Source organism: Deinococcus sp., assembly GCF_025362455.1.
Taxonomy (GTDB): domain Bacteria; phylum Deinococcota; class Deinococci; order Deinococcales; family Deinococcaceae; genus Deinococcus.
Window position 1 is genome coordinate 1 of sequence record NZ_JANYGJ010000193.1, and the last position, 2,964, is coordinate 2,964.

The following is a 2,964-nucleotide window of genomic DNA, read 5'->3' on the forward strand; positions in this document are numbered from 1 at the left end:
TCGCGCTCCAGGGTCTGTTCGGGACTGCTTTTCTCAGCACTGGGCTTGATGTTCTCGGCGGGGTGATCGTCTTTGGTCATGGGTCGTCCTCTGTGTTCAGGCGTTGGTTGTTCAGAAAAAAGGAGTGACGAGTGGGCACCATTGCTCCCGGCTCATCACTCCTGCGTCGTCCGGCGCTGCGATTTGAAGGCTCGTGCTTACTCGGCGGCGCTTACTCGGCGGCCTTGAAATCGGCGTCGATCACGTCGTCGTCCTTGGGCGCGGCACCGGCCTGCGGTCCAGCCTGAGCGGCGCTCTGGGCCGCCGTCATGAAGCCGCGCAGCTCCTCTTCCAGCACCTTCTGGGCCTCGGCAATCTTGCTATCGTCGTCCGAGCGGATGGCTTCCTCGGCAGCGTCGGCGGCGGCCTTGAGCTTATCCTTGGCGGCCTGATCGGCGCCCTCGTTCTCCTCGAGCTGCTGGCCAGCCTGAACGCGCAGACTATCTAGGGCGTTGCGCTTCTCGACCTTCTCACGGCGCTCCTTGTCGGCGGAGGCGTTCTGCTCGGCCTCGCGCACCATCCGGTCCACGTCGCCCTTGTCGAGGGTGGTGGTGTTCTCGATCCGGATGCTGCTCTCCTTGCCGCTAGTCTTCTCCTTGGCCGTGACATGCAGAATGCCGTTGGCGTCGATGTCGAAGGTCACCTCGATCTGCGGCTGACCGGCCCGCATCGGCGGAATGCCTTCGAGCTTGAAGCGGCCCAGCGACTTGTTGTCCGCCGCCATCGGGCGCTCGCCCTGAAGCACGTTGATCTCCACGCCCGGCTGGTTGTTGTCGGCGGTGGTGTAGATCTCGGTCTTCTTGGCCGGAACGGTGGTGTTGCGGGTAATCATCGGCGCGATCATGCCGCCCTTGACCTCCACGCCCATCGTCAGCGGCGTCACGTCGACCAGCACGATGTCGCCCAGCGCGCTGTCGCCGCCGATGATGCCCGCCTGCACGGCGGCGCCCAGGGCCACGGCCTCGTCGGGGTTGACCGATTCGTTGGGCTCCTTGTTGATGAGTTCCTTGACGATGCGCTTGACCGCCGGAATACGGGTGCTGCCGCCGACCAGAATCACCTCGTCGATCTTGGAGGCGTCGAGCTTGGCGTCGGCCAGGGCACGCTGCACCGGCTCACGCACGCGCCTCAGCAGATCGCCGGTCAGCTCCTCGAACTTGGCGCGGCTGAGGCTGCGCTCCAGGTGTAGCGGGGTCCGGTTCTCCGGGTCGAAGGTGATGAACGGCAGGCTGATGGCCGTCTCGGAAGCGTTGCTCAGCTCGATCTTGGCCTTCTCGGAGGCTTCGATCAGGCGCTGGAGGGCCTGGGGGTCTTTGCGCAGGTCGAAGTTGTGCTCTTTCTTGAACTCGTCGGAGAGCCAGTTCACGATGCGCTGGTCGAAGTCCGCGCCGCCCAGGTGGGTGTCGCCGGAGGTGGATTTCACCTCGAATACGCCGTCACCGAGTTCGAGGATGGTCACGTCGAAGGTGCCGCCGCCGAGGTCGAAGACCAGCACGGTCTCGTTGCCCTTGCGGTCCAGGCCGTAGGCGAGCGCCGCCGCCGTGGGCTCGTTGATGACGCGCAGCACGTTCAGGCCCGCGATCTCACCGGCCTGGCGGGTCGCCTCGCGCTGAGAGTTGTCAAAATACGCGGGCACGGTGATGACCACATCCTTGATCTTCTCGCCCAGCTTGGCCGAGGCGTCGTTGACCAGCTTGCGCAGCACCTCGGCGCTGACCTGCTCCGGCGCCAGATCCTTGCCGCCCACTTCAATACGTACACTGCCGCCGGGGCCTTCCTTGACCTTGAAGGGGCTGCGGGCGGCCTCCTCGGCGACCTCATCCCAGCGGCGCCCGATGAAGCGCTTGACTTCAAAGAGGGTGGCCTGGGGATTGAGCGCGGCCTGGCGGCGGGCGATCTGACCGACCAGGCGCTCCTCGCCCTTGTAGGCGACGACGGAGGGCGTGGTGCGTGCCCCCTCGGCGTTGACGATGACTTCGGGGCGTCCGCCTTCCATGACGGAGATGACGCTGTTGGTGGTGCCGAGATCGATTCCGATTGCTTTGGGCATGGTGTACCTCGTGGGGGGAATTCTGTTCGCCGATGAGCAAACAGTTCTGAACGCTCCACATCATAAGCCTACACTTGCCTGTAGTCAACAGACTTGAGCGCACTACACTCATATCTGGGGCCAGGGTCAAGAAAGCGTGAATGTGGGTGCCAGGTCGCCCTCTTTGTCTATCTGGCGCCCGTCTATCTGGCGCCCGCTATCTGGCGCCCGTCCAGCCGTCCCAACCGTTACAGTCAGCTCCCGGCAAGGGCGTAGACTTCACAGATATGAAACGTGTGGTCTGGCCCCTGTGGTTGCTCGGCGCGGCGCTCCTCCTCCTGGCCGTCGTCAGCCTGACCATGCCGCGTACCCCGGTCACGTCACTGGGCCTAGATCAGTTTCAAAGCGCCCTGACGCGGGGCGAGGTGCAGTCGCTGGGCATCCAGTACAGCGGCAACACCGCCGTGCTGGGCGGCACCCTCAAGGGCGGGGTCCAGTACTCGACCCGCACCCTGGCCAGCGACCCGCTGCTCGATATCACGGCGCTTCAGAAAGCCGGGGTGAACGTCAGCATCGCCCAGGTGGGCCGCCTGAACTGGGTCACGGCACTGAGCACGCTGCTGACCGTCGGCTTGATCGCCGTGCTGCTGTTCATTTTGTTGCGCAACCGCAGCAACCAGGGCAGCGATCCGGCCAACCAGTTCGGCAAATCGCGGGCCAACGTGTTTCAGGAGGGCCAGGTCAAGGTCAGTTTTGCCGACGTGGCGGGCTGCGACGAGGCCAAGGCCGACCTCACCGAAGTCGTCGACTTCCTCAAGCACCCGGAAAAGTATCACGCGCTTGGAGCGAGGATTCCCCACGGTATTTTGCTTGTCGGCCCCCCCGGTTCCGGTAAG

General features: G+C 64.4%; 2 protein-coding genes. One reads left to right on the forward strand and one right to left on the reverse strand.

The genetic code is table 11. The annotated features are described in order from the left end of the window. Positions 1–211 precede the first annotated feature (211 nt). Positions 212–2,089, reverse strand: a complete 1,878-nt coding sequence (gene dnaK, locus Q0R23_RS14230; RefSeq protein ID WP_293914025.1) for a molecular chaperone DnaK — start codon at positions 2,087–2,089, stop codon at positions 212–214. A 266-nt stretch (positions 2,090–2,355) separates the two neighbouring features. Between dnaK and Q0R23_RS14235 the strand changes: the two genes are divergently transcribed. Further along, on the forward strand, positions 2,356–2,964 hold a 609-nt coding region (locus Q0R23_RS14235), incomplete at its 3' end, for an ATP-dependent metallopeptidase FtsH/Yme1/Tma family protein (protein WP_366520442.1).

What these genes read in the sequence shown, in the direction of transcription:
- dnaK (WP_293914025.1), bottom strand. Translation starts at nt 2,089, where the DNA reads ATGCCCAAAGCAATCGGAATCGATCTCGGCACCACCAACAGCGTCATC.